This is a genomic window from Salinimicrobium profundisediminis (genome assembly GCF_026241755.1).
Classification (GTDB): domain Bacteria; phylum Bacteroidota; class Bacteroidia; order Flavobacteriales; family Flavobacteriaceae; genus Salinimicrobium; species Salinimicrobium profundisediminis.
This window is the reverse complement of the sequence record NZ_JAPJDA010000001.1, coordinates 14,221-36,269: the sequence shown is the minus strand read 5'-3', so window position 1 is coordinate 36,269 and position 22,049 is coordinate 14,221. Positions and strand designations below refer to the sequence as shown.

Annotated in this window: 25 protein-coding genes; 13 read left to right on the top strand and 12 right to left on the bottom strand. The window is 41.4% G+C overall.

The genetic code is table 11. The annotated features are described in order from the left end of the window. Positions 1-12 precede the first annotated feature (12 nt). Together OQ279_RS00185 and OQ279_RS00180 are read left to right on the top strand one after the other, a co-directional pair. Positions 13-537 carry a GFO_1090 family protein gene (locus OQ279_RS00185; RefSeq protein WP_266067732.1) on the top strand — a complete coding sequence of 175 codons (525 nt, stop codon included), beginning with the start codon at positions 13-15 and terminating at the stop codon, positions 535-537. Position 538: 1 nt separating this feature from the next. After that, positions 539-1,072: a GFO_1091 family lipoprotein gene (locus OQ279_RS00180; RefSeq protein WP_266067731.1), complete on the top strand. Its 534-nt coding sequence runs from the start codon at positions 539-541 to the stop codon at positions 1,070-1,072. A gap of 176 nt (positions 1,073-1,248) precedes the next feature. Here OQ279_RS00180 and purB read toward each other — a convergent pair whose 3' ends face one another. Next, entirely contained in the window at positions 1,249-2,586 is a 1,338-nt protein-coding gene (purB, locus tag OQ279_RS00175) for an adenylosuccinate lyase (RefSeq protein WP_266067730.1), read from the bottom strand. Positions 2,587-2,660: 74 nt separating this feature from the next. Further along, positions 2,661-3,347 carry an SIR2 family NAD-dependent protein deacylase gene (locus OQ279_RS00170; protein WP_266067729.1) on the bottom strand — a complete coding sequence of 229 codons (687 nt, stop codon included), beginning with the start codon at positions 3,345-3,347 and terminating at the stop codon, positions 2,661-2,663. Between the two features lie 119 nt (positions 3,348-3,466). Here OQ279_RS00170 and OQ279_RS00165 point away from each other — a divergent pair, with 119 nt between their 5' ends. Next, on the top strand, positions 3,467-4,123 hold the full coding sequence (locus OQ279_RS00165) for a TrmH family RNA methyltransferase (RefSeq protein WP_266067728.1): 657 nt from the start codon (positions 3,467-3,469) through the stop codon (positions 4,121-4,123). A gap of 35 nt (positions 4,124-4,158) precedes the next feature. Next, the gene (locus tag OQ279_RS00160) at positions 4,159-4,695 is read left to right on the top strand and encodes an SRPBCC family protein (RefSeq protein WP_266067727.1); all 537 of its coding nucleotides are present in this window, start codon (positions 4,159-4,161) and stop codon (positions 4,693-4,695) included. A gap of 109 nt (positions 4,696-4,804) precedes the next feature. On the opposite strand, the gene OQ279_RS00155 is transcribed toward OQ279_RS00160, so the two are convergent. From OQ279_RS00155 to rlmH, 4 genes are read right to left on the bottom strand one after another with little or no spacing between them, the layout of a single operon-like run. After that, positions 4,805-5,560, bottom strand: coding sequence for a carboxypeptidase-like regulatory domain-containing protein (locus OQ279_RS00155; RefSeq protein ID WP_266067726.1), 756 nt, complete (start codon positions 5,558-5,560; stop codon positions 4,805-4,807). Between the two features lie 60 nt (positions 5,561-5,620). After that, positions 5,621-7,459, bottom strand: coding sequence for a DEAD/DEAH box helicase (locus tag OQ279_RS00150; protein WP_266067725.1), 1,839 nt, complete (start codon positions 7,457-7,459; stop codon positions 5,621-5,623). Between the two features lie 56 nt (positions 7,460-7,515). Then, positions 7,516-8,097 (bottom strand): non-canonical purine NTP diphosphatase, encoded by a 582-nt coding sequence (locus OQ279_RS00145; protein WP_266067723.1) that lies wholly within the window; start codon positions 8,095-8,097, stop codon positions 7,516-7,518. A 6-nt stretch (positions 8,098-8,103) separates the two neighbouring features. Beyond that, positions 8,104-8,577 (bottom strand): 23S rRNA (pseudouridine(1915)-N(3))-methyltransferase RlmH, encoded by a 474-nt coding sequence (rlmH, locus tag OQ279_RS00140; protein WP_266067722.1) that lies wholly within the window; start codon positions 8,575-8,577, stop codon positions 8,104-8,106. Between the two features lie 50 nt (positions 8,578-8,627). Between rlmH and nadC the strand changes: the two genes are divergently transcribed. The 4 genes from nadC (at position 8,628) to priA (ending at position 13,562) form a co-directional block, all read left to right on the top strand. Further along, a complete protein-coding gene (gene nadC, locus OQ279_RS00135) occupies positions 8,628-9,485 on the top strand; it encodes a carboxylating nicotinate-nucleotide diphosphorylase (protein ID WP_266067721.1) in 858 nt (285 codons plus the stop codon). Between the two features lie 3 nt (positions 9,486-9,488). Next, positions 9,489-10,415: a YihY/virulence factor BrkB family protein gene (locus OQ279_RS00130; RefSeq protein WP_266067720.1), complete on the top strand. Its 927-nt coding sequence runs from the start codon at positions 9,489-9,491 to the stop codon at positions 10,413-10,415. 20 nt (positions 10,416-10,435) lie between these two features. Then, positions 10,436-10,999: a chalcone isomerase family protein gene (locus OQ279_RS00125; RefSeq protein WP_266067719.1), complete on the top strand. Its 564-nt coding sequence runs from the start codon at positions 10,436-10,438 to the stop codon at positions 10,997-10,999. A gap of 100 nt (positions 11,000-11,099) precedes the next feature. Beyond that, complete coding sequence (gene priA / locus OQ279_RS00120) at positions 11,100-13,562, top strand: replication restart helicase PriA (protein ID WP_266067718.1); 2,463 nt, start codon at positions 11,100-11,102, stop codon at positions 13,560-13,562. On the opposite strand, the gene OQ279_RS00115 is transcribed toward priA, so the two are convergent. Then, positions 13,556-14,266: a LytR/AlgR family response regulator transcription factor gene (locus OQ279_RS00115; protein ID WP_266067717.1), complete on the bottom strand. Its 711-nt coding sequence runs from the start codon at positions 14,264-14,266 to the stop codon at positions 13,556-13,558. The two genes, priA and OQ279_RS00115, sit on opposite strands and share 7 nt — an antisense overlap. Before the next feature lie 180 nt (positions 14,267-14,446). Here OQ279_RS00115 and rpsF point away from each other — a divergent pair, with 180 nt between their 5' ends. The 4 genes from rpsF (at position 14,447) to OQ279_RS00095 (ending at position 16,156) form a co-directional block, all read left to right on the top strand. Further along, positions 14,447-14,785 (top strand): 30S ribosomal protein S6, encoded by a 339-nt coding sequence (gene rpsF / locus OQ279_RS00110; RefSeq protein ID WP_029036470.1) that lies wholly within the window; start codon positions 14,447-14,449, stop codon positions 14,783-14,785. A gap of 3 nt (positions 14,786-14,788) precedes the next feature. Next, positions 14,789-15,085 carry a 30S ribosomal protein S18 gene (gene rpsR / locus OQ279_RS00105; protein WP_037324607.1) on the top strand — a complete coding sequence of 99 codons (297 nt, stop codon included), beginning with the start codon at positions 14,789-14,791 and terminating at the stop codon, positions 15,083-15,085. A 12-nt stretch (positions 15,086-15,097) separates the two neighbouring features. Next, positions 15,098-15,553 carry a 50S ribosomal protein L9 gene (rplI, locus tag OQ279_RS00100; RefSeq protein ID WP_266067716.1) on the top strand — a complete coding sequence of 152 codons (456 nt, stop codon included), beginning with the start codon at positions 15,098-15,100 and terminating at the stop codon, positions 15,551-15,553. A 126-nt stretch (positions 15,554-15,679) separates the two neighbouring features. Beyond that, on the top strand, positions 15,680-16,156 hold the full coding sequence (locus OQ279_RS00095; RefSeq protein WP_266067715.1) for a DUF6495 family protein: 477 nt from the start codon (positions 15,680-15,682) through the stop codon (positions 16,154-16,156). A 63-nt stretch (positions 16,157-16,219) separates the two neighbouring features. Here the strand turns inward: OQ279_RS00095 and OQ279_RS00090 are convergent, their stop codons facing one another. After that, the gene (locus OQ279_RS00090; protein WP_266067714.1) at positions 16,220-17,458 is read right to left on the bottom strand and encodes an ABC transporter permease; all 1,239 of its coding nucleotides are present in this window, start codon (positions 17,456-17,458) and stop codon (positions 16,220-16,222) included. 124 nt (positions 17,459-17,582) lie between these two features. Between OQ279_RS00090 and hisS the strand changes: the two genes are divergently transcribed. After that, positions 17,583-18,956: a histidine--tRNA ligase gene (gene hisS, locus OQ279_RS00085; RefSeq protein ID WP_266067713.1), complete on the top strand. Its 1,374-nt coding sequence runs from the start codon at positions 17,583-17,585 to the stop codon at positions 18,954-18,956. Between the two features lie 103 nt (positions 18,957-19,059). Here the strand turns inward: hisS and hemG are convergent, their stop codons facing one another. The 4 genes from hemG to OQ279_RS00065 all read right to left on the bottom strand — a co-directional run bounded on the left by hemG (position 19,060) and on the right by OQ279_RS00065 (position 21,745). After that, positions 19,060-19,626 (bottom strand): menaquinone-dependent protoporphyrinogen IX dehydrogenase, encoded by a 567-nt coding sequence (gene hemG / locus OQ279_RS00080; RefSeq protein ID WP_266067916.1) that lies wholly within the window; start codon positions 19,624-19,626, stop codon positions 19,060-19,062. A gap of 244 nt (positions 19,627-19,870) precedes the next feature. Beyond that, positions 19,871-20,806: an aldo/keto reductase gene (locus OQ279_RS00075; RefSeq protein ID WP_266067712.1), complete on the bottom strand. Its 936-nt coding sequence runs from the start codon at positions 20,804-20,806 to the stop codon at positions 19,871-19,873. A gap of 160 nt (positions 20,807-20,966) precedes the next feature. Next, a complete protein-coding gene (locus tag OQ279_RS00070; RefSeq protein ID WP_266067711.1) occupies positions 20,967-21,365 on the bottom strand; it encodes a hypothetical protein in 399 nt (132 codons plus the stop codon). An 83-nt stretch (positions 21,366-21,448) separates the two neighbouring features. Then, positions 21,449-21,745 (bottom strand): hypothetical protein, encoded by a 297-nt coding sequence (locus OQ279_RS00065; RefSeq protein ID WP_266067710.1) that lies wholly within the window; start codon positions 21,743-21,745, stop codon positions 21,449-21,451. Between the last annotated feature and the right edge of the window lie 304 nt (positions 21,746-22,049).

Here is a 22,049-nt window from a genome sequence, read left to right as displayed (position 1 = left end):
AAAATCAAAATCATGAAAAAGTTCAGCTTAGCCTTACTGGCACTTATATTACCCTTTCTTTCGGGAGCTCAAACCTTTGATAAATATGAGGGCATGAAAGAAGTAGACGCGGTAGTGGTAACAAGTAAAATGTTCAAGTTACTCACTAAAATTGACCTTAATGCCGATGATCCTGAAACCCAGGCTTACATTGATCTTATTGAGAACCTTAAGGAGATGAAAGTGCTTTCAACAACCAAAGAGAACATTCGGCAGCAAATGGCTCTTGATGTGGCATCATACATCAAAAAAGGCAGTATGGAGGAGCTTATGAGAGTTTCCGAAGACGGCAAAACAGTGCGTTTTTATTACAAACCCGGCAAAAATGACGATTACGTGAGCCAGTTGTTTATGTTCATGGAAGGTGAAGACAAGAATAAACCCATGTCGGTAATCCTTAACATTACCGGAGAAATCAACCTTGCGCAGGTGTCAAAACTTGCCAACGACTTCAAGATTCCGGGAGGAGAAGAACTCGAAAAAGTAGAAACAAAATAAGATGAAAAATTCAGTTTTTATACTGGTACTACTATGCCTTGGGTTTGTTTCCTGTAACAATGAAACCAGTCTTCAGGAGTTTTATGTAGAGCATCAAAATGATAACCAGTACCTGGCATTCGACATTCCTGTAAGTTTACTAACAGGTGATAATTCTGCCCTTACCGCCGAACAAAAGGCTACTATGGAAACTATTAAGAAAGTGAACATTCTTGGGTTTCCATTAAAAGGAGAGAACAAGGGAGAATATGAAGCAGAAAAAGAGCGATTAACGTCTATTCTGAAGGCTGATAAATACCAGCAGCTTATGCGGTACGGCGGGGGCACACGAAAAGCTGAACTTTACTACCTGGGCGAAGAAGATGCCATTGACGAACTGATTGTATTTGGAAGCGATGATGAAAAAGGCTTCGGAATAGCACGCCTTACCGGAAATGACATGAATCCTGAAGCCCTTATACGTCTCCTGAAGTCTTTCGAAAAAGGAGAACTCAATGTTGCCGGATTACCAAAATTAGAAGGCTTCCTCGATTAAAAACTTATCCTGCAAAGGGAAAGAGGTCTCAAAAATGTCATTTTTGAGACCTCTTTTTTTAAAGTGTATTTTAGTTTCAGTAGAATTTTTCAGTTTTTACCGACTACCGACTACCGACTACCGACTACCGACTACCGACTACCGACTACCGACTATCGACTACCGACTACCGACTACTAAATTCCCGTGTAGTTCTGCGGACTAATTTGTCGCAGCTCCTGTTTAATTTCTTCAGAGACATCCAGTTGCCCAATAAATGCTGAAATACTGTCTTTATCGATCTTTTCATTGGTTCTGGTAAGTCCTTTCAACGCTTCGTAAGGATTGGGATAACCTTCCCTTCTCAAGATCGTCTGGATGGCTTCGGCAACCACAGCCCAGTTCTTTTCAAGATCCTCATCTAGCTTAGCCTCATTCAGCAGCAGTTTATTCAGTCCTTTTAGGGTAGAGGCGAAACCAATCAAGGTATGGCCAAATGGCACTCCTATATTGCGCAGCACAGTACTGTCGGTAAGATCGCGCTGTAAACGGCTCACAGGCAATTTAGCCGATAGGTGCTCAAAAAGGGCATTTGCGATACCTAAATTTCCTTCACTGTTTTCAAAATCAATAGGATTTACTTTATGCGGCATTGCCGAAGAACCTACTTCTCCTTCTTTTATCTTCTGTTTAAAATAATCCATCGAAACGTAAGACCAAACGTCTTTGTCTAAATCGAGAATTATGGTATTGATGCGCTTCAAGGCATCAAAAAGAGAGGCCATATGGTCGTAATGCTCAATTTGGGTAGTGGGAAAAGAATAGTACAGGCCAAGGGAGCCTTCAACAAAATCTTTTCCGAAGTTTTTCCAGTTGATATGTGGAAAAGCCACTTTATGGGCATTGAAGTTGCCGGTAGCTCCTCCAAATTTTGCTGCATTGGGAATATCCTGCAAAAACCTGATCTGTTCTTTGAGCCTCACTACAAAGACCTTTATTTCTTTGCCAAGGCGGGTGGGAGAGGCCGGTTGGCCATGGGTTCTCGCCAGCATGGGCACTTCCTTCCAGTCGGTAGCCAGTTGTTCCAGTTTTTCGACAAGCCCCGTAAGCGCCGGATTGTAAACTTTCTCGAGTGCTTCTTTAATGCTAAGAGGCACGGCCGTATTGTTAATGTCCTGGGAAGTTAAGCCAAAGTGGATAAATTCCTTATAAGCCGAAAGGTCCAGGCTATCGAATTTATTTTTAATAAAATATTCTACTGCCTTAACATCGTGATTGGTCGTGTTCTCTATCTTTTTTATTTCCAGGGCATCTTCAGTAGAAAATTCAGAATAAATTTTACGCAACGCCAGAAAAACTGATTGATCAACTCCCTGTAATTGTGGTAGCCCGTGTTCGGCTAGGGCAATAAAATATTCGATTTCTACCCGTACCCGGTATTTGATCAGTGCCTGTTCGCTAAAATAGTTTGCAAGTTGCTGAGTTTTGGAAGAATATCTGCCATCTATAGGAGATATTGCCTGAAGAGAAGTCATGAGTGTTGGTTAAAAATTTAAAGGCTAAAGATACATTTTAAGGTGCAACCGTAAAAAGTATTTATTCTTTAAGTTCACTCCGAATCCTGCAACAGTTCTTTCACCAGTTTTGGAACTCCTGTCGAGGCTTTTTCTGAAAAGATCTTCAGGTGCCTGGTTTCTTTTACAGCGGGTTTGGGATCTATAAAATACACCGGAATTCCTTCGGGAGCGTAATGTAAAAGTCCGGCAGCAGGGTACACCTGCATGGAGGTGCCAATAATAAGAAGAATATCAGCTTCCATAGTGATTTGTATAGCCGGTTCCATCATGGGTACAGCTTCACCAAACCAAACAACGTGTGGCCGCAGCTGGCGTTGATGTTCACAAAAATCTCCAGCCACCAAATCCCCCTCCCAATCCAGCACCAGGTCTTCATCAAAAGTGCTGCGTACCTTTTTTAGCTCTCCGTGAAGGTGGATCACATTTTTGCTGCCCGCCCGCTCATGCAGGTCGTCTACATTCTGGGTGATAATATGCACCTCGTAATTCTTTTCGAGTTCTTTAAGCGCTTTGTGAGCAGGATTAGGATCTACCGTTTGTAGTTGCCGCCTGCGTTTATTATAAAAATCGAGCACAAGCTCCTGGTTGCGTTCCCAGCCCATGGGAGAGGCAACTTCCATTACATCATGGCCTTCCCACAGCCCGTCTGCATCTCTAAATGTGTTGATTCCGCTTTCTGCACTTATCCCGGCACCTGTAAGCACTACGATTTTTTTCATTTCTGAAAGATTTGATTTCTAAAATGTAAGCAGTTTTATTGAGAAATCATAACGTAAAAGTCTATTTCCTTACCTCTCAAAAAGGGTAAAATCGCGAAGTATTTGCTACTTTCGCCGGCATGGAAGAGCATCTTAAACTGCTGTCATATCTGGAGTCTTTTCTTACTACAAGGAGAAAAGAGCTTTTTAAGAAGGTTATTGCAAAGCGCACCAATCATTTTACTGTGGCTACCCAGGATGTTTACCAACTTCACAACACGAGTGCGGTGATACGCAGCTGCGACGTTTTTGGGGTGCAAAATGTACATGTGGTAGAGGAGGTGAACGTTAAAAAAATTGATCGTGAAATTGCTATGGGGGCACAAAAGTGGGTGGATATTAATCGTTATACCTCTACTCAAAGCTGCGTTAAAACCCTGCGGAAAAACGGTTACAGGATCATTGCCACATCTCCTCATGAAGGCACACTACTTCAGGATTTTGACATTTCACAGCCCGCTGCACTTTTCTTTGGTACCGAAACTAAAGGCCTTTCGCAGGAAGTTCTGGAAGAAGCCGATGAATTTTTACAAATCCCTATGGTTGGCTTTACCGAGAGCCTGAATATTTCGGTTTCCGCAGCCATCATTTTACAAAGTTTAAGTTCCAGATTAAGGAATAGCGATATCAACTGGCAACTTACACAGGAGGAGCAGGTGATAAAACAGATTGATTGGGCAAGGAAGAATTTGAAAAATTATGCCGAAATTCTTTCACGCTTCAAGGCAACACAATAAATTTATTTACTTTTAGGTCCCTATAGTTAAAGAATATGACTCTTTTCTTTTATGTCATCATTGGCATTATCACCTTTGTGGCATTTTTACATGCGTGGGCAAAGAAAGAATACAACGTAAGCCGCACGGTGGTGATCAATCGCCCTAAAGCTGAAGTGTATGCATTTGTACGCCAGTTAAAAAAACAACCGCTGTGGATTCCCTGGTATCTTGATGATCCAAAAGTGGTAATTAAATTTAAAGGGGAAGATGGTAAAGTGGGAGCAACTTCTTACTGGAAAGGGCGCAATAACATTGAAGGCATACAAAAGATCGTGAAGATAAAGGAAGGAAAGGTCCTGGAGACCCAACTGCTGTTCATTAAACCCTATAAATCTTTATCCCTTCTTTATGTAGCCGTTAAAGAAATGGATTCTAACCGCACTAAAATGGTGTGGGGAGTAAAAGGAGTTCATAAATTTCCCGCTTCTGTGATTATGCTTTTCTACGGAATGGAACGTGCTTTAGGGAAGCATTTTGAAGCAGGTTTGTATAACCTGAAGACTCACCTGGAAAGGAACAAATTAAATTAAAACTGAAGGTTTACAGGAGGTGTTTTAAAGTTTCTTCCTGCATGTTACAAATCAAGTATAAAAAAAGAAGTCCCAAAAATGTCATTTTTGGAACCTCTTTTTGAATTTACTATCGGTTCAAAACCTTGTATTCTTCGTAACAGCCGCTCATCGCATCCAGTATCTGCAAGTCGTTTGCGTTATTTATAAAGTCGGTAGAGTAGTTGCAGCGACGCAGAACTTCATCTATGTCCATTCGGTTTATTCCCAGAACGGCCATAAGGGTTTGCCTGTCAAACTTGCTTTGCAAAAGATTCCGGATCTTATCATCCTGCTTCATTTCGCGTAGCTTTTTCATTTGTTTGGGCTGGCGTCCAAAGATGTTGTACAGCGCATCGGCTGGATTAAAGATGGCACCCAAAGCTCTTGAAATGGCATTAGGGCTGTATTCTCCTCCTTCATATCCCTGGTTTAACCCAGAGATGCTGTAGCGGTAATTTTCATAGATTGGAATGTTTTTAGCGTCAATCTCCAGGTAACCTGTTAACTGTATTGGGTTTACAACCACTTCTTCTAAAGCGATCCCCAGTTCGGTCATTTTTACCTTTACCTCCCCGTACTTAAGCCAGTCATTGGTAACCCTTACCCGTATCGATTTAAATCCGAGGTAAGAGAAATACAGGGTGTCATTTACTTCGGCCTGGATTTTAAAATGTCCATCTTCAGCAGAGACGGCGCCAATTACCTGGTTGAGGTTTACAATATGTGCATTCTCAATAGGAACGTCGTTGGCTGCATTAAGAACTTTACCTGAGACCACAGTAGTTTCCTGGCCTAAGGCCACGAAACTGAAAAGCAGGAAGAGAGGGGCTAAAAACTTTTTCATGCTATGGATTAAGCTTTTTTGGTACTTTGAAAAAACTGTACCAAAAAAGCTATTTCGAGATTACTTTTTTGATCTTCTCCTTTTTATTGAACTTTCAATGCTGCTGCTGCGGCTACCGCTTTTCTTTCCCTTGCGTCCGCCAGATCCTGCATCAGATGATCTTCTTTTTCCTCCGGAAGGAGCGTCAGATGAGCGTCTTCGACCTTTGTCGCCTCCTCTTGAAGGTTTGTCAAAGCTGCGTTCTCCTTTGTCTCTTCCTTTATAACCACCGCCTTTACGACCGCCGCCACCGCTGCGTTCTTTTCCGGCACTTTTTTTAGTGATCTCTACATTGATGTGACGCCCCTGGTGCTTAAAGTCCTGGAAGATGCGAAGCACCTCTTCGGCTTTAGAACTGTCTACATTAAAGAATGAAAAGCTGTCTTTTACTTCCACCCGGTTTACATCGTCTCTTCCAAGATCAAGAGTAGCCTTTAAGAAATCTTTCAGGCTCATCCAGTCAAAATCGTCTTTGGCACCTACGTTGATAAAGAATCTTGTGCTGTCGCCTTCATCTTCATAAACTTCAGTAGAACCTTTTGCATTTAGATCCTGCGCATTGTTATAGTAGTTGAAGAATCGGGTGAATTCAACCGAAAAGAATTTTTTCAGTAATTCCTCCTTGGTAAGGCCTTCAAAAAGTTCGGCTATGCTTGGCAGGTACTTATCAATCTCGTGGTTGATCTCGGTCTTGCTAATCTCATTGGCAAGGTGAAAGAGCTGTACTTCACAAATCTCCCTTCCGTCGGGGATTTCTTTTCTCTCAAACGACTGCCCAATAATGCGTTCTATGCCTTTGATCTTACGAACTTCGCTTTTGGAAACAATAACCATAGAAACCCCGCTTTTTCCGGCTCTACCGGTACGCCCACTTCTGTGGGTGTAAGTTTCAATCTCATCGGGAAGTTGATAGTTGATCACGTGCGTAATATCATCAACGTCAATTCCGCGGGCAGCAACATCTGTAGCTACCAGCATCTGGATTTGTCTCGCCCTAAAGCTTTTCATCACCAGGTCACGTTGATTCTGGCTAAGATCGCCGTGAAGGGCTGCAGCGTTGTAGCCATCTTCAATTAACTGCTCGGCAACCTTTTGGGTATCGCGCTTGGTACGGCAAAAAATTACCGAAAAAATATCAGGATTAGCGTCTGCAAGTCTCTTTAGAGCTGCATAACGGTCACGGGCATTAACAATATAATATTCATGAGAGACATTTGAAGTCCCCATATTCTTGGTTCCTACAGTGATCTCTACCGGAGTGCGCATAAACTTCTTTGCAATGGTAGCAACCTCTTTAGGCATGGTAGCCGAAAATAACCAGGTGCTTTTTTCTGAAGGTGTGTGCGAAAGGATCTCAGTGATATCTTCATAGAATCCCATGTTAAGCATCTCATCGGCTTCATCAAGGATACAATACTGGATGTTCGAAATGTCTACCAGCCTTCTGTTCACCATATCCTGCATACGGCCGGGAGTGGCAACAATGATTTGTGCACCTTTCTTGATTTGCGCAGCCTGATCTGTAATGCTGGCGCCCCCGTATATAGCTACGGTATTTAGGCCCTTAAAATATTTGGAGTAATTCTTTAATTCGTTGGTAATTTGTAAACACAACTCTCGGGTTGGAGAAAGAATAAGGCCCTGTGTCTTTCTACTGTCTACATTGATCTTTTGGATAAGCGGAAAACCAAATGCTGCTGTTTTTCCGGTTCCGGTTTGTGCAAGAGCCACCATATCTGTGTCTTCCTGCAATAAAATTGGGATCGCTTTTTCCTGTACTTCGCTCGGGTTTTCAAAACCCATGTCTTTAATTGCCTGTAACAGGGCATCATTCAATCCTATTAATTCAAAATTATTCATACATATCTAATAAGCTGCAAAGGTAAGGATTAGTTAGCAGCTTATTACATTTATATTTACAGCTTCGTGGAGGCAAGAAAGTCAATGAGTTGTTGGGTTGCGCGTGCACGGTGGCTAATTTTAGATTTTTCTGAAAGCTCCATTTCAGCGAATGTCACCTCTTTTCCTTCGGGTTGAAAGACAGGATCATAGCCAAAACCCTGTGAACCTTTCCTTTCAAAAATGACATTTCCGGAACAAATTCCGGTGAAGGTGTGAAGCTGCCCCTCAAAATGAAGTGCAATGACAGTTTTGAAGCGGGCACTGCGATCTTCTTTGTTCTGAAGTTCTTTCAGTAGTTTCTCAATATTTGCATCGCTGCTTTTTTCTTCACCTGCATACCTGGCCGAATAAACCCCCGGCGCGCCGTTCAAAGCTGCAACTTCAAGCCCCGTGTCATCGGCAAAGCAGTCATAGCCGTATTTTTCCTTTACATAATCGGCTTTTTGAATGGCGTTGCCTTCAATAGTAGGAGAAGTTTCAGGAATATCTTCGCTGCAGCCAATCTCTTCGAGCGAAAGCAGCTCAATTCCTTTTGGCATCAGGGCCTGTATTTCTTTTACTTTGTTTTTATTCTGAGTGGCAAAAACCAGTTTCATAAGCTGTTATTTATGGTGATAGGGTTCGTTTTTAAGAATGGTAAAAGCACGGTATAGCTGCTCTACAAAGAACAACCTTACCATCTGGTGTGAAAATGTCATTTTTGAGAGGGAGATCTTTCCGTCGGCGCGCGAATAGACTTCTTCGGAAAAACCATAAGGGCCGCCAATAACAAAAATGAGTTGCTTCATGCCGCTGTTTAAACGCTTCTGAATATATTCTGAAAAAGCTTCCGAAGAGAACTGTTTTCCGTTTTCATCAAGCAATACCACAACATCTGAAGTAGTCACTTTCTCGAGGATCAATCTACCTTCCGCAGTTTTTTGCTGGTCTACAGAAAGGTTTTTGGTCTTCTTGAGATCGGGGATGATCTCAAATTCAAACTTGTTGTAAAACCCCAGCCTGTTGACATAGGTATCAATGAGGTTTTGCAAAGCCTTATCATCGGTTTTTCCTATTGTCAGCAATTTTATAGTCATGGTAAAATTTAAGTGTTTACTTTGTAACTTTAGCAAAAATAGGTACTCCAATGATTTCAAAAGAACAATTTGAAAAGGAAATTGAATTAATTATTGAAAATGCTTTAAGGGAAGATATAGGAGATGGCGATCACAGTTCCCTGGCCTGTATCCCGGCAGATGCCCGTGGAAGAGCGAAATTACTTGTTAAGGACAGTGGGATCCTTGCGGGAGTTGATTTTGCCCGCCGCGTTTTTGAGAAGGTAGACCCTCAAATAAAAATGGAGGTATTGATGCAGGATGGCAGCCGTATCAAGCCCGGGGATGTTGTTTTTTACATTGATGGGGCTTCGCAGTCTATTCTCAAGGCCGAGCGGCTTGTGCTCAACGCCATGCAGCGCATGAGTGCCATAGCGACTAAAACCCGCACTTTTGCCGATAAACTTGTAGGTACTCATACCAAAATACTCGACACGAGAAAAACCACGCCCGGGATAAGAGCCCTTGAGAAATGGGCCGTAAAGATTGGCGGGGGAGAAAATCACCGTTTTGCGCTTTACGATATGATCATGTTAAAAGATAATCACATAGATTTTGCGGGAGGTATAGAAACTGCGGTGCTAAAGACTCAGGACTACCTTGCCAGCAATAACCTGAATTTGAAGATTATTGTGGAGGCCAGGGATATCCAGGAGATAAAGCAGATCCTTAAAGCAGGGGGAGTGGATAGAATTTTACTTGACAACTTTAATTACAACGAAACCCGGGAGGCTGTTGCCTTAATTGCAGGACGTTGTGAAACCGAATCTAGCGGCGGCATCACCCTTGAAACCGCCAGGAAATATGCCGATTGCGGTGTTGATTTTATTTCGAGCGGGGCCCTGACGCATTCTGTCTATAACCTCGATCTCAGCTTAAAAGCTGTGTAGTAAATGAGTAAGGGCGAGAAAACAAGTGCTAAAAAAAAGGAAGGCTTTACCTATTGGTGGACGAGCCATGCGAAAAAGATAGTCCTGCCCGGGCTTGAAGGCCTGTCTCTTTACGATCTCTACATTATTTTTTATGCAGGTATTGTAAAGGGAACTTTTTCGGCGCGGGCGAGTGCTATTTCTTTCAGCTTCTTTATGGCACTTTTCCCGTTCCTGCTCTTTATTCTAAACCTGATTCCTTTCATAGATTTTATTGACGACTTTCAACTCGAGTTCCTGGCGTTTGTAGATTCCCTGCTTCCGCCCGAAACCAGTGAATTTTTTAATGATATTTTTTACGATATCGCGGCCAGGAAAAGAGGAGGGTTACTTTCCATAGTTTTTTTGTTGTCCATTTTTCTAATGGCAAATGGCGTCAACGCAGTATTTACCGGTTTTGAATTCTCTTACCACACCAAAAAGAACCGTTCTATAATAAGACAGTACTTTATTGCAGTGGGGGTTTCTTTAATTCTGGCGTTATTATTGCTTATTACTGTAGTAGTGTGGGTTTATCTTACCTACCTAACCGAAGATCTTAAAGTGCTGCAGGTAGTAAACGATGCAGTGATTTGGGCGAATTTGGGGAGGTATGTGATCTTCACGACAATGATATATCTGGCCATAGCCATACTTTATTATTTTGGAACCAAAGAAAGTAGGCTAAGCCGTTTCTTTTCGATAGGAGCTTTCTTTTGTACGATCTTTATTTTACTGAATACCTATCTATTTGGGTTGTATATTGAAAATTTTTCAGCTTATAACGAATTATACGGCTCTATTGGAGCATTATTGATCTTAATGTTCTATATATGGATAAATTCTAATATATTGTTGCTGGGTTTTGAACTCAATGCTTCTTTGATGAAGCTGAAAAGGAACAAAAAGTAATCTTTAACAAACAAGAATCTATGAAAAAACTGCTTTTATTATTAGTAGCTGTAGTGGTATCCTCTACAGCGGTGGCTCAAAAAAAGGTTGGAGGAGTAGTGCTTCCCGCCACTCAAAATTTCCAGGACCACACACTCTACCTTAACGGGGCCGGTGTGAGGGAGAAACTTTGGATAGACCTCTATGCTGCCGCACTTTATCTCGACAAAAAGAACAACAATGCCCAGGAAATATTAAATGCCGATAAGCCTATGGCTATAAGGCTTCACATCGTCTCCAAATTGATTACCAGTGATAAAATGGTAGATGCAGTGACCGAAGGTTTTGAGAATTCTACCGGCGGCAATACTGCCCCTATTAAAAGTGAAATTGACAAACTGCTTGGCTTCTTCAAGGAAGACATTCAGAAAAATGACATTTTTGACCTGGTTTACCTTCCAGGGAAAGGAATGGTAGCCTACAAGAACGGTAAAGAGCGCGGTGTAGTTACAGGAAAAGAGTTTAAAAAAGCCCTTTTTGGCATCTGGTTATCTAACAGGCCAGCCGATGACGGACTTAAAGATGATCTTCTTGCCGCAGAATAATTTTTTCTGATTAAAAAATACCTAATAAACCATTCTTTTCAGGATGGTTTATTTTTGCAGTTAATTCCTCTTATTTTTGCTTAAAACACAAGCCTTAAAAATGCCTTTTTTCATCAATGTTATTTTACCCCTTCCGCTGGAGAAGCATTTTACTTACAGCGTTAGCAAAGACGAGGCGCAATTTCTAAAGCCGGGGATGCGCGTGGCCGTTCCCTTCGGAAAATCAAAAATTTATACGGGAATTGTTTCTGAAGTACATCAAAGACCTCCTGAAGTCTACGAGGCCAAACCTATAGAGCAAATTCTCGACAAAACCCCTTTGGTAACAGCGAGCCAGTTGAAAATGTGGAGCTGGGTGGCGTCTTATTATATGTGTTCAGAAGGGGAGGTGCTTCGGGCGGCTTTGCCCGGTCCCTTTCTTTTGGAAAGTGAAACTATAGTGCAGCTTGCAAAGGATGTCGAAATTGATGACGACGCGCTGAGTGATGACGAATTTTTGCTGGTGGAAGCCCTGCAAACCAAATCATCTTTAAAGATCAACGAAATTATCCAGCTGCTCGATAGAAAGACCGTGCTCCCTATAATTAATTCTTTGGTGGAGAAAAAGCTGGCGGTAGTGAACCAGGAAATATATGAGCAGTACAAGCCTAAAGTTGAGCGCTTCGTAAAACTTCATGACCGGTATCTAGAGGATGCATCCATGCACGAACTGCTCGATGAGCTAAACAGGGCTCCAAAACAAAGGGAGGTGATTTTTACCCTTTTTGGGATCTCAGCAAAATCGGCCAAGGGGAAATCTTCAGTAAAAGTTTCTGAACTGGCTAAGAAAAGCGGTGCTTCAGCTTCAGTAATAAAATCGCTTATAGATAAAGGCGTTTTAGAAGAGCTGAAAATAGGAATTTCCCGCTTCAGCTTTGATCTCGAAAACCACGGAAAAAACCTGCAGCTTAATGAATATCAGGAAAAGGCTTTACAGGAGATCGAATCTTCTTTTGAATCGCAGGATGTATGTTTGCTCCACGGAATCACTTCCTCCGGCAAAACCGAAATTTATGTAAAGCTTATTGAGAAAGCCATTTCTCAGGGAAAGCAGGTACTGTATTTGCTGCCTGAAATAGCTCTTACTGCTCAACTTATTGCCAGGCTTCAGAATTATTTTGGTGAGCAGGTGCTTATTTTTCATAGCAGGTATTCGGTCAATGAGAGGGTAGAGGTGTACCAAAGTGTGCTGCAAAACAAAGAAACAGCACGTATAGTGATTGGGGTGCGCTCAAGTATCTTTCTTCCGTTTCACGATTTAGGTTTGGTTATCGTAGATGAGGAGCATGAATCTACTTTCAAACAATATGACCCTGCGCCACGATATCATGCCCGGGACACCGCTGTGGTACTGGGAAAACTGCAGGATGCGAAAGTGCTGCTGGGATCGGCCACGCCTTCGCTGGAATCTTACTACAACGCCGATCACTCTAAATACGGACTGGTGAACCTGGCGCGTCGTTATGGTGATGTACTGCTGCCCGAAATAGAGATCGTGGATATTAAGGAGAAGCACCGTAAAAAACGCATGACAGGTCATTTTTCGGACAGGCTGCTGGAGGAGATCAAAGAAACCCTGAAGAATAAGGAGCAGGTAATTCTTTTTCAGAACCGACGTGGATTTAGTCCAATTTTAGAATGTAACACCTGTGGCCATTCGCCGCAATGTCCTAATTGTGATGTGAGTTTGACCTATCACAGTCATAGCAACCAGTTGCGTTGCCATTATTGCGGTTACCACATGGCTATGCAGCAAAAATGTATGGCCTGTGACAGCCCTGAACTTTCTACCAAAGGCCTGGGGACAGAGCAGGTGGAAACTGAGCTGAAGGCACTTTTTCCCGATCATAAAATAGGTAGGATGGATCTTGATACCACCCGTGGAAAGCAGGGGTATGAGAAAATAATTTCGGCTTTTGAAGAAGAAAAGATCGACATCCTGGTGGGGACACAAATGGTGACCAAAGGGCTCGATTTTAGAAATGTGAGGCTGGTGGGCATCATGAATGCCGATACGCTCCTAAACTTCCCCGATTTCAGGGCTCATGAGCGCAGTTTCCAGTTAATGCTGCAGGTGGCAGGCAGGGCAGGAAGAACCCAAAAGCGAGGTCTGGTTCTTATCCAGACATTTAATCCTCATCATCAAATCGTTCAGCAGGTCTCTACCAATAGTTACCACGAAATGTACAAAGAGCAGCTAGAAGAGCGGCGCAATTATAAATACCCGCCATTTTACAGGCTTATTAAGATTTCGCTTAAAGGCAGGGATTATTCTAGAGTAAACGAGGGGGCAGACTGGCTTGCACTTTCCTTGAAAAATACCTTTAGGGAGCATGTTTTAGGACCGGAGTTTCCGCCGGTAGCGAGAATAAGGAACGAGTACTATAAAAATATTCTTGTGAAAATTCCGCAGGGACAGTCTTTATCAAAGACAAAGAAATTAATTGGCAGGATCTTGCAGAGCTTTAAAGCTATAGGGGCTTACAGGGGTGTGAAAACAGTAATTAATGTAGATCCTTATTGATTTGCGGCTAAGGCTTCAATAAGGTTTGATTTTTTATGCCTGCTAAGCGGGATCTGTTGTTTGTCAATCTCAATATTCCTGCTGTTGTAACGCTCAATTTTGTCGAGATTTACAATGTAGGATTTGTGAATTCTCAGGAATTTATTTGAGGGTAACTGGTTCTCAAAAGACTTCATAGTGGCAAGTACCACGAAATTATCTTTTTCAGTTACAAATTTCACATAATCGCCAAGTGCTTCTATATATTTCAGCTTATTGAGAAAAACTTTTCGGTTCTTTAAATTGCTTTTTACAAAGATGTAGTTTTCATCTTCTGGCGGGGTGCCATCATGTTTAAGCCTGTAAAGATTTATTGCTTTTGAGGCAGCATTCAGGAAACGGTCTTTAGAGATGGGTTTATGCAGGTAATCTACTGCATCATAATCAAAAGCTTTAAATGCGTATTTTGTTTTTCCGGTAACAAAAATAATCTGTGGTTTATTAGGAAGGTCATCCAACAGGTCAAATCCTGAAAGAATGGGCATTTCTATATCAAGAAATATAAGGTCAACTTCGGTATCCAGGAGGCCGTTCTTAGTTTCAATGGCATTGTTATATTCGGCCACAAGCTTGAGATTGGGATGATCTTTAATTAGCTTTACAATAGATAGTCTTTGCAAGCTGGAATCATCAACGACCGCACATTTGAGTATAACTTCTTCCACTTAGTTTTGGTTAACACTTATTATTAGGTTAGTATTAGCAATAATAAATAAAAAATATTATAAAAAAAAGAAAAAGCTCATTTCATCGATTAAAAAAGCAGTTTACCCCAGCAGTTTCTTTTTTGTTATATTAAAGATTAGTGTTACTTTTGCAGCCAATTAAATTTAAAGTAAATTTTTATGAATCATTATGAAACTGTTTTCATCTTGAATCCCGTTTTATCTGATGACCAGATAAAGGAAACAGTTAAGAAATACGAAGATTTTCTTGTTTCTAACGGTGCCGAGATGATATCAAAAGAGAATTGGGGGCTAAAAAAACTAGCTTATCCTATTCAGCACAAGAAAAGTGGATTTTACCACCTTTTCGAATTCACCGCTCCTGGTGAAGCTATTAACCCTCTAGAGGTTGAATTTCGCAGAGATGAGCGTATGATGCGTTACCTAACTGTAAAGTTAGACAAGCACGCTGTAGCCTGGGCTGAAAAGAGAAGAAACAGAAACAAAGAAAAAGCGTAAGGTATGTCATCAATTGAACAACAAGCTAAAGGAAAGAAAGACGGAGAGATAAGATATCTTACTCCTCTTAATATCGAGACCAGCAAGACAAAAAAATACTGTCGTTTTAAAAGATCTGGGATTAAGTATATTGATTACAAAGATCCAGATTTCTTAATGAGTTTTGTAAACGAGCAGGGTAAATTGTTGCCACGTCGTTTAACCGGAACCTCTTTGAAGTATCAAAGAAAAGTGGCTGTAGCCGTTAAGCGTGCGCGTCATTTAGCATTAATGCCTTATGTTGGCGATTTACTAAAATAAAAAGGGGCTATTATGGAATTGATATTAAAGAAAGACGTAGAGAAATTAGGATTTAAAGATGATGTTGTATCGGTAAAACCGGGCTACGGCAGAAACTTTTTGATCCCTCAGGGTGCTGCTGTATTGGCAACCCCTTCTGCAAGAAAAGTCCTTGAAGAGACTTTGAAGCAGCGTTCATACAAAGAGAAAAAACAAATTGACGAGGCTAAAGCTCAGGCTGCTAAGCTACAGGGCATAGAGATCACTTTAACAGCAAAAGCTGGTGCAGGTGATAAGATCTATGGATCTGTAACCGATGCCGATCTTGCTGCAGCGCTTTCAAAAGAAGGTGTTGATATCGACAAGAAATACATCTCTATTGCAGGTGGTAACATCAAAAGATTAGGTCAGTACGAAGCGACTTTGCGTTTTCACCGTGAAGTAGTTACTAACTACAGCTTTGAAGTTGTAGCTGAAGCACAAGCTTAATTGCTGAACAAATATTATATAAAGCCTGCTTCTAACGAAGTGGGCTTTTTATTTGGTTAATGGTTAAAATTTCAGAGTTAATAAAAAGATCTTAGAAAATTAAACCTTACACATTAAACCCTCAGAATGAAGTACGCCCGATTAACAAAAGAGCAATTTGAAGAGTTGCAGCAGGAATTTATCAACTTTTTGGCCAGCCAGTCCATAACAGGAGAGGAGTGGACGGAGATAAAAACCAATAAACCTGAAGTGGCAGAGCAGGAGCTGGATATGTTTAGTGACCTGGTGTGGGAAGGAGTACTCAATAAAGCTGAATACCTGGAGCATTTCTCGCCTAACCAGATCTACTTGTTCAAGGTTACCGAACTCACCATAAACCTTATTGCCATAGAGGTAAAGAACGAAGCAGTTGATGTTACTACAAGACATGGATATGCGTGGTTGCAGCAAAACCTGATGGATGATCGTGTTTCCCTATATACTTCCTCAAAGAATATCAGTGACGACCGCAACAGGGATATTTTTACGCTTATTCAGCAGGGAGCAGTGATCACAAAAGGAGACCTGTACAACTTCTTTGAAAAACACCTGAACCTTAGTTAAGAGTTAAAGAGTTCGGAGTTCGCAGTTTATCATAATTCACAACTCATAACTCAAAAACTTAATTTATTCATACCTAAGCGATTCTATAGGATCTTGTTTGGCTGCTTTGGCTGCAGGGTAACTACCGGCTAAAACAGCAACGATAATAGTGATTGCGGTAGCCCAAATAATAGCCATCCACGGCGTTGTGAAATCAAAGCCAACCGAAGTAGATACTGCCAGGCCAATTAAAATCCCGAGGATAATACCAATAATTCCCCCCATTTGCCCAATGATAAGGGTTTCCATGAAGAATTGAAAAGCAATGGTATTCTTCTTGGCTCCCAAAGCTTTTCGCACCCCAATTTCCCGGGTTCGCTCACTTACCGAAACGAGCATGATGTTCATAAGGGCAATAGAAGATCCAAAAATAGTAATGATAGAGATTACCCACGCAGCAATATTTAGGTATTGGGTGATTGAAAAAATGCGGTTAAGCAGATCGTCACTTTTGGCAATACCAAAATTATTTTCTTCTACAGGGTTGAGTCCGCGAACATTTCTAAAGGTAATAATTGCTTCGTCCTGGGCGCCTTCGAGCATCTCCTGGTCTTCCACACGCACACTCACATTGTAGTTAATATTAGAGTTTGTAAACATAGACCTGGCTACCTGCAGCGGAATAAGTACCCTAAGATCCTGGTTGTTTCCAAAGGTAGATCCTTTTGACTCCAGCACCCCAATCACTCTGAATTTCACCCCGCGGATGGATATGATTTTATCCAGCGGATTCATGCCTTCAAGGATTCCGTTTTTAACGTCGGCGCCAATAATAGCTACATTGTTATTGTTCTCAATGTCAAAAATGCTGAAATCCCGCCCCTCTTCTACGCTAAGCCCCGAATTAGAGACATAATTCTCATTTACCCCCAAAACACTGGCTTCCGGATCAGTCTTTTCACTTTCATGCCTAAGCTCTGCCCGCGAGGTTCCGGTAAATGAAATAGACACCTGCGTTTGTGGGAATTCGTAATTGTCCCTGAATTCCTTCACTTCCCGATAACTTATAATCGGGTTTATCTTCTCTCTTTCTCCGCCATTCACCCGTATTTGGGAATCGTAACGTTGCAGGTTGAAAGTATTGGTCCCCATAGAAGCAAAATCGCTGGTTATGGTGTTCTCAAGTGCCGAAACCGCACTTAAAATGCCTACAAGTGCAGTGATCCCAATAGCTATGATCATCACGGTGAGCACAGTTCTTAATACCTGACTTTTAATGGAAAAGAAGGCAATTCGAAAGTTTTCTTTAAAAAGTGGAAACATACAGAAGTTTCAGTTTAGGAGTTAGACGCATTTCGTTGGCTGTTGTTACAAAACACAGAGCAAATCCTTCTTCGGGATTCTTTTTATTTTTCAGATATTTGTGCCTTAAAGAACAAGATCAAAAATGGCCCAAAAACCTTCTATACCCAAAGGAACCCGTGACTTTTCTCCTTCCGAAGTAGCGAAAAGAAATTTTATAATGCAAACAATTCGGGAGCAGTTCGAGAAATTCGGATTTCAGCCTATAGAAACCCCCAGCTTTGAAAACAGTGAGACCTTGATGGGGAAATATGGCGATGAAGGCGACAGGCTTATTTTTAAGATCCTTAATTCAGGAGATTTCCTTAAAAAAGCAAATCAGGAGGCTTTTGACCAAAAAGACAGCCTTAAGATCACCTCTTCTATAAGCGAAAAAGCCCTGCGATACGACCTTACTGTACCTTTCGCCCGTTATGTGGTGCAGCATAGAAATGAGCTCGAATTTCCTTTTAAGCGTTACCAGATTCAGCCGGTGTGGCGGGCAGACAGGCCTCAAAAAGGGCGTTTTAGAGAGTTCTTTCAGTGTGATGCCGATGTGGTGGGCAGTGACAGCCTGTGGCAGGAAGTAGAATTTGTGCAGCTGTATGATGCCGTTTTTTCTTCTTTGGGCTTAAAAGGAGTGACCATAAAAATGAACAACCGCAAGGTGCTTTCAGGCTTTGCTGAAGTCATTGGCGAATCTGATAAACTTATAGATTTCACGGTTGCTCTAGATAAGCTTGACAAAATAGGGGAAGATGGTGTAAAGAAGGAAATGCAGGAGAAAGGAATTTCTTCGGAAGCAATTGAAAAGATCCAGAGGGTTTTCGATTTACACGGAAGTTTTTCAGAAAAAATTGAGGTGCTAAAAGACATTTTAGCAACTTCTGAAATTGGCAAAAAAGGAATTGAAGAACTCGAATTCATCAATAATGCCCTTGCCGAACTTGGGCTTTATGAGGCAAATCTCGATCTTGACGTTACCCTTGCCCGCGGCTTAAATTACTATACAGGTGCCATTTTTGAAGTCTCAGCGCCAAAAGGTGTTGCCATGGGTAGCATTGGCGGAGGTGGAAGGTACGATGACCTCACAGGGATCTTCGGAATGAGCGGGGTGAGTGGTGTTGGAATTTCTTTTGGGCTTGACCGTATTTACCTTGTGCTCGAAGAACTCGATCTATTTCCTGAAACCGTTGCCGGAAATGTGAGGGTACTGTTCATTAACTTCGGAAATAAAGAGAGCCTGTATTGTCTTAAGGCCATAAAAGCATTGCGCGCTGCCGGAATTGCAGCCGAACTCTATCCTGAAGAAGCCAAGATGAAGAAGCAGATGAATCATGCCAACAAACGGGAAATTCCTTTTGTAGTGCTGGCGGGAACCAAAGAAATTGAAGATGGGCAGTTTACCCTTAAAGACATGAAGAGCGGTGAACAATCTACCGTGAACCTGCAGGAGCTAAAAGAGAAAATCGGGAGTTAGACAAAAAATATCGACTGACTTTTTCCATCTTAAAGTGTAATTCTGAATTTATAGGGTGTCAAAAATGACATTTTTGAATACCCTTTTTGAAAGGTATTTTGCTTTAACCTTCGACTTCTTCCGTGGAATGCACCTGGTTTTTCTGTTGTAGGGCGCTAAGCTGTTCTGCAAATTCCTGAACCCTTTTCCAGTTGGTATATTCTATAGGTTTTGGTGTTTTGGTGGGGCCGCCGGTGAATTTCATGATGGCTTTGATCATTATCCTGTCAAAAAAACTGTATTTTTTGTAATCAAGACTTCCGGCGAATACTGCGGCAAGATCAGGTTTCCAGGGAACTTCCTCCCGGAATTTGATAAAGTATGGATTGGTTTCGGGCGTGTTTTTTTCTTCCTTGCGGGCCACGAGGTTAACCGAAAAAAAAGCAGTATTCAGCTTTTCCAGGTCTTGCTGGTTTTCTGAAATAAATTTTCCTACTTCAGGCCTGTGTTTTCCATACCTGATGCTGGCTCCAATAACGACGGACTTAAAATTAGAAAGTTCTTCTTCAAACGAGTCGAGAGGACAAAGGTAGATGGGGTGATCTTTTTGTTGTAGATATTCCGCCAGGAAATGACAGATCTTTTTGGTCTGTCCATCTACTGTCGAGTAAAGTAAAGCAATGGGTTTCATAATGTTCAAGAGATAAATTTTTCTCCCGAAAAACTTTAATAAAAGAATTTGATTCGGCTGTCAAATTCTTCTTTTAAAGGTACGAAATCCCGCAGTAAATCTTGTTTAAGAAAACCTGGATTATAAAATCTTTTTCTTCGGAAGAAGAAAAAGATTTTCTCTAAGAATTGCTCCCATTCAGCATCATGTAAGATGCCGGCTTCAGAAATCTTTGAACCTGATGATATGTAGGAAAATTTGAAAGTTACTTACTCAGTTTTTCCATTTCTTCTGCTGAAAGCTGCAGGTTTACTGCTTCCTCAAAAGCCTTTAAGTGACTTTCCCGGGTGGCACTTGCAATGGGTGCGGTTACTGCCGGGCGTTGCATTAGCCATCGAAGGGCCACCGCTGCATTAGAAACTCCGTGGTTGTTAGAAATTTCGTCAAGAACCTTTAGTTTGCCAAGGCCTTCTTCATTGAAGTATTTTTTCACCATTTCTTCGCGTGCACCCTGCAGATCCTCTTTTTTACGGTATTTCCCAGTGAGGAAGCCGCTGGCGAGCGAAAAATAAGTGATTACGCCCAGCTCATTCTTTTCTGCAATGGGCTTGTATTCTTCTTCAAATTTGGCTTTTTCAACAAGGCTGTATTCGGGCTGCAGGACTTCATATTTTGGAAGTCCGCTGTCCCCGGCTTTTTCTAAGGAAGTTGAGATCCTTTGAGGAGAGAGGTTTGAAGCACCTATATGTCTCACTTTGCCCTGTTCAATAAGCTGTTCGTAAGCCCGAAGCGTTTCTTCTACGGGTGTATTTTCATTGTCCCAATGTGTGAAGTAGAGATCAATATGGTCTGTTTGCAGGCGTTGTAGAGAATCTTCGGCTGCTTTGATAATGTAATCTCTGGAAACGTCTCTTCCTTCTTTCCCGGGATTTGAGCCTACCTTACTTGCAATAATAAGGTCTTCCCGGTTACCTCTTTCTTTAAGCCAGTTGCCAATTATGGTTTCGCTTTCACCGCCCTTATTTCCGGGTGCCCAGTGAGAATAAGAGTCGGCAGTGTCTATAGTAGTGAAGCCTTTTTCAAAGAGCTGGTCAAGAATTTTGAAGGATTCTTTTTCATCAAGCGTCCAGCCAAAGACGTTTCCGCCAAAGACTATGGGTGAAATTTCTAAATTGGTGTTTCCGAGTTTCTTTTTCTGCATGAGCTGGGTTTTCTTCAAAATTAAGGATGAAAGTTGTGAGAGGAAAATTTATTACTGAAAGAAAAAGGGCTCAAAAATGGCATTTTTGAGACTCCGTCTGCTGTTGTTTTCCTCCGTCTTATTACTGAAAACTGATTTTTTCCGAAGTAAACTTCAGAAATTATTTTCCGTCGTCTTGGGGTGGAGCGGTGCTTTCGGCCTCTTCTTCAAGGACGAGTAAATAGCGATCAAATTGTGGTTTTGTAAGTATATCCCTTACTTCCCGGGTCTCCAGTATCTTCAGGTTTTTAAGTCGGTCAAGCCTTTCTTCTTCTGAAATATTGTCCTTCCACAGTTTTTTGCGTTTAATATCGAATTCCACAAATTTCTTTTCCATGAGTAAAGCCTGCTTAGCCCTTAAAGAGAGTTCTCTTTCCCATTTTTGCACTCTCTCCTTTGCCGCCATTTCCAATTGCGGGTTATTTGAATTCTGAGTAAGGTCCTGTGCAGTAGCTAAACTACTGAAGATTACAATAAAGCTGAGGCTTAATACCAGCCGGAGGATTTTTATATGTTTCATGATCTGTATGATTTTATTTTTTTACTGAAATACTTCTTCAAAATGACATTTTGCAGCATTTTTCAAGGAACTTTTAAGCTGGGCTATTTCAGGTAGTTTTTCTCCCGAATGATCACCGAATCAAGGGCTTCTTTTAAATAAGTAAGGGCAAGATCTTTTTGATCGGTCTCATTTTCCTGAACTTTCTGGTTCCTGATGTCCATAAGAATATCGAAACTTTTAGCTGTCCAGTTGATCTCCTGCTGGTCATCAACTTCACTTAATTGGCTGGTGGTTTTGTCGAGAAGCTGCATGAGTTTATTGGTGAAGTTCTCATCACCGGCCTGAAGCTTCTCAACCTCAGTTCTTACTTGTTCAAGCTCTTTAATCTTTACTTCCATTGTGTTCAATTCTCATTCGGTCATTCCCTGTTTTACCATTCAAAAAAGGTGTTTCTGAATAAAATTCCTGGGGGTTAAAAATTCATTTCCGTTTAAATTTACCCGCTACAATGGCCGATTGCAAGAAGTTTAAGAAAGAATTAGGGGAAAATAATATTCAATTAACAGGCAGAGGCGGGGGCGATGATTTGTTCTTTAATTAAATGATATTTAAGTAGTTAATAAAATGTAAAATCATGATTATAACGCAAATCCTTTTCTAGCTTAGCTTCACTAGTAACAGTTTTTTAAATTATAGTACGGT

What these genes read in the sequence shown, in the direction of transcription:
- OQ279_RS00185 (WP_266067732.1), top strand. Translation starts at nt 13, where the DNA reads ATGAAAAAGTTCAGCTTAGCCTTACTGGCACTTATATTACCCTTTCTT.
- OQ279_RS00180 (WP_266067731.1), top strand. Translation starts at nt 539, where the DNA reads ATGAAAAATTCAGTTTTTATACTGGTACTACTATGCCTTGGGTTTGTT.
- purB (WP_266067730.1), bottom strand. Translation starts at nt 2,586, where the DNA reads ATGACTTCTCTTCAGGCAATATCTCCTATAGATGGCAGATATTCTTCC.
- OQ279_RS00170 (WP_266067729.1), bottom strand. Translation starts at nt 3,347, where the DNA reads ATGAAAAAAATCGTAGTGCTTACAGGTGCCGGGATAAGTGCAGAAAGC.
- OQ279_RS00165 (WP_266067728.1), top strand. Translation starts at nt 3,467, where the DNA reads ATGGAAGAGCATCTTAAACTGCTGTCATATCTGGAGTCTTTTCTTACT.
- OQ279_RS00160 (WP_266067727.1), top strand. Translation starts at nt 4,159, where the DNA reads ATGACTCTTTTCTTTTATGTCATCATTGGCATTATCACCTTTGTGGCA.
- OQ279_RS00155 (WP_266067726.1), bottom strand. Translation starts at nt 5,560, where the DNA reads ATGAAAAAGTTTTTAGCCCCTCTCTTCCTGCTTTTCAGTTTCGTGGCC.
- OQ279_RS00150 (WP_266067725.1), bottom strand. Translation starts at nt 7,459, where the DNA reads ATGAATAATTTTGAATTAATAGGATTGAATGATGCCCTGTTACAGGCA.
- OQ279_RS00145 (WP_266067723.1), bottom strand. Translation starts at nt 8,097, where the DNA reads ATGAAACTGGTTTTTGCCACTCAGAATAAAAACAAAGTAAAAGAAATA.
- rlmH (WP_266067722.1), bottom strand. Translation starts at nt 8,577, where the DNA reads ATGACTATAAAATTGCTGACAATAGGAAAAACCGATGATAAGGCTTTG.
- nadC (WP_266067721.1), top strand. Translation starts at nt 8,628, where the DNA reads ATGATTTCAAAAGAACAATTTGAAAAGGAAATTGAATTAATTATTGAA.
- OQ279_RS00130 (WP_266067720.1), top strand. Translation starts at nt 9,489, where the DNA reads ATGAGTAAGGGCGAGAAAACAAGTGCTAAAAAAAAGGAAGGCTTTACC.
- OQ279_RS00125 (WP_266067719.1), top strand. Translation starts at nt 10,436, where the DNA reads ATGAAAAAACTGCTTTTATTATTAGTAGCTGTAGTGGTATCCTCTACA.
- priA (WP_266067718.1), top strand. Translation starts at nt 11,100, where the DNA reads ATGCCTTTTTTCATCAATGTTATTTTACCCCTTCCGCTGGAGAAGCAT.
- rpsF (WP_029036470.1), top strand. Translation starts at nt 14,447, where the DNA reads ATGAATCATTATGAAACTGTTTTCATCTTGAATCCCGTTTTATCTGAT.
- rpsR (WP_037324607.1), top strand. Translation starts at nt 14,789, where the DNA reads ATGTCATCAATTGAACAACAAGCTAAAGGAAAGAAAGACGGAGAGATA.
- rplI (WP_266067716.1), top strand. Translation starts at nt 15,098, where the DNA reads ATGGAATTGATATTAAAGAAAGACGTAGAGAAATTAGGATTTAAAGAT.
- OQ279_RS00095 (WP_266067715.1), top strand. Translation starts at nt 15,680, where the DNA reads ATGAAGTACGCCCGATTAACAAAAGAGCAATTTGAAGAGTTGCAGCAG.
- OQ279_RS00090 (WP_266067714.1), bottom strand. Translation starts at nt 17,458, where the DNA reads ATGTTTCCACTTTTTAAAGAAAACTTTCGAATTGCCTTCTTTTCCATT.
- hisS (WP_266067713.1), top strand. Translation starts at nt 17,583, where the DNA reads ATGGCCCAAAAACCTTCTATACCCAAAGGAACCCGTGACTTTTCTCCT.
- hemG (WP_266067916.1), bottom strand. Translation starts at nt 19,626, where the DNA reads ATGAAACCCATTGCTTTACTTTACTCGACAGTAGATGGACAGACCAAA.
- OQ279_RS00075 (WP_266067712.1), bottom strand. Translation starts at nt 20,806, where the DNA reads ATGCAGAAAAAGAAACTCGGAAACACCAATTTAGAAATTTCACCCATA.
- OQ279_RS00070 (WP_266067711.1), bottom strand. Translation starts at nt 21,365, where the DNA reads ATGAAACATATAAAAATCCTCCGGCTGGTATTAAGCCTCAGCTTTATT.
- OQ279_RS00065 (WP_266067710.1), bottom strand. Translation starts at nt 21,745, where the DNA reads ATGGAAGTAAAGATTAAAGAGCTTGAACAAGTAAGAACTGAGGTTGAG.